3 protein-coding genes are annotated in these 1,160 nt (G+C 40.4%); 1 reads left to right on the top strand and 2 read right to left on the bottom strand.

What is annotated here, in order from left to right:
* Positions 1-159: 159 nt before the first annotated feature.
* Together AC805_RS08705 and AC805_RS08700 are read right to left on the bottom strand one after the other, a co-directional pair.
* Complete coding sequence (locus AC805_RS08705; protein WP_055075063.1) at positions 160-447, bottom strand: type II toxin-antitoxin system RelE/ParE family toxin; 288 nt, start codon at positions 445-447, stop codon at positions 160-162.
* Positions 434-787, bottom strand: a complete 354-nt coding sequence (locus AC805_RS08700; protein ID WP_055075062.1) for a type II toxin-antitoxin system prevent-host-death family antitoxin — start codon at positions 785-787, stop codon at positions 434-436. The genes AC805_RS08705 and AC805_RS08700 overlap by 14 nt, the downstream gene beginning before the upstream one ends.
* A 33-nt stretch (positions 788-820) precedes the next feature.
* Between AC805_RS08700 and AC805_RS25520 the strand changes: the two genes are divergently transcribed.
* Positions 821-967 (top strand): hypothetical protein, encoded by a 147-nt coding sequence (locus tag AC805_RS25520; protein ID WP_156341360.1) that lies wholly within the window; start codon positions 821-823, stop codon positions 965-967.
* Positions 968-1,160: the final 193 nt, after the last annotated feature.

Genomic DNA, 1,160 nt, shown 5'->3' with positions numbered 1-1,160 from the left:
GCTAGAAAGCAATCGCTATCAATCGGATATTCCCGATCACCAACATCATCTCAAAAATTTGCGATCGCCTTTACAATTACAAAACCCAATAAGCGATCGCCCTCACCCCCACAAACCTGATCGCCTATTCACCCAGATCAAACAGCGATCGCCCCTTCACTAGAACTGATTTTCAATATCTCTAGACTGATGCAGAATACGAACAATTTCAATATAAGTTTCCATTCTTTTGTAGAAGATAATGTATGGATTAACTGGAAAACTACGCAGTTCTTCAGCAAGCTCTTTTCTGCTTCTGTCCATCTCTGGGAACTGTGCAAGTATAGGAAACTTGTCAAGGACTTTTGCGAGTAATAAATCGGCTGCTAGGGAATCGTTTTGAGCAAGATATACCCACATATCCTCAAGGTCACGATCTGCTTGTCGGGATATCTTAAATCGATTCATTTTTATGAGCTAAGCGTTTTTGACCACGCTTTTTAATGTTTTCTAATAGAATTGGCAATGCGTCTGAATCATATTCGGTGTAGTCACCATTTTTAAGTTGTGCAATTCCGAGGTTAATATCTTGTTGTAGCGTTGAGAGTTTCAGGGCGCGAAGTTCGGCTTCGGCTTTCTCTGCCCGATCGCATATTGCTTGAAAGGCATGAGCATCTTGAACAACGACTTCAGCTTTACCGTTAACGGTTAGCACCATAGGCGATTGTGTTGATTTAATGCGTTCAATAAATTCTTTGGCGTTACGCTTGAAGTCGCTTAGGGAATGGATATTTTTTAGCTCGATCATAATTATCAAAACACTTAATTCGGATCTAATTTAATGATAGCCGATCTTTCCTATCGATCACCCCTCATATCACCCAAAACCCGATCGCCTTTCCCCTCCAATCAAACAGCGATCGCCCATCACCACATTACACATAAATGTGATCGCCTATTTCCCTCAAATCAAACAGCGATCGCCTAATCTGATCTCTAAACTTACATAAGTAGTAGACAGTCAAAGATAATTTGGCGGGTAAAATAAAGGGACAGAAAATAGTAAGGAAAAAGGTATGTCAGCAAAACGATACAAAGTGACATTAACCGAAGAAGAACGCCAAAAACTAGAACAAATCACTAAAAATGGTAAGTCGGCAGCAGCCAAAATTAACCATGCC

The sequence above is a fragment of the Pseudanabaena sp. 'Roaring Creek' genome (genome assembly GCF_001402795.1).
In the GTDB taxonomy this organism is placed as follows: Bacteria; Cyanobacteriota; Cyanobacteriia; order Pseudanabaenales; family Pseudanabaenaceae; genus Pseudanabaena.
Note: the sequence above shows the minus strand (reverse complement) of the source record. Positions and strands in the feature narration are given on the sequence as shown.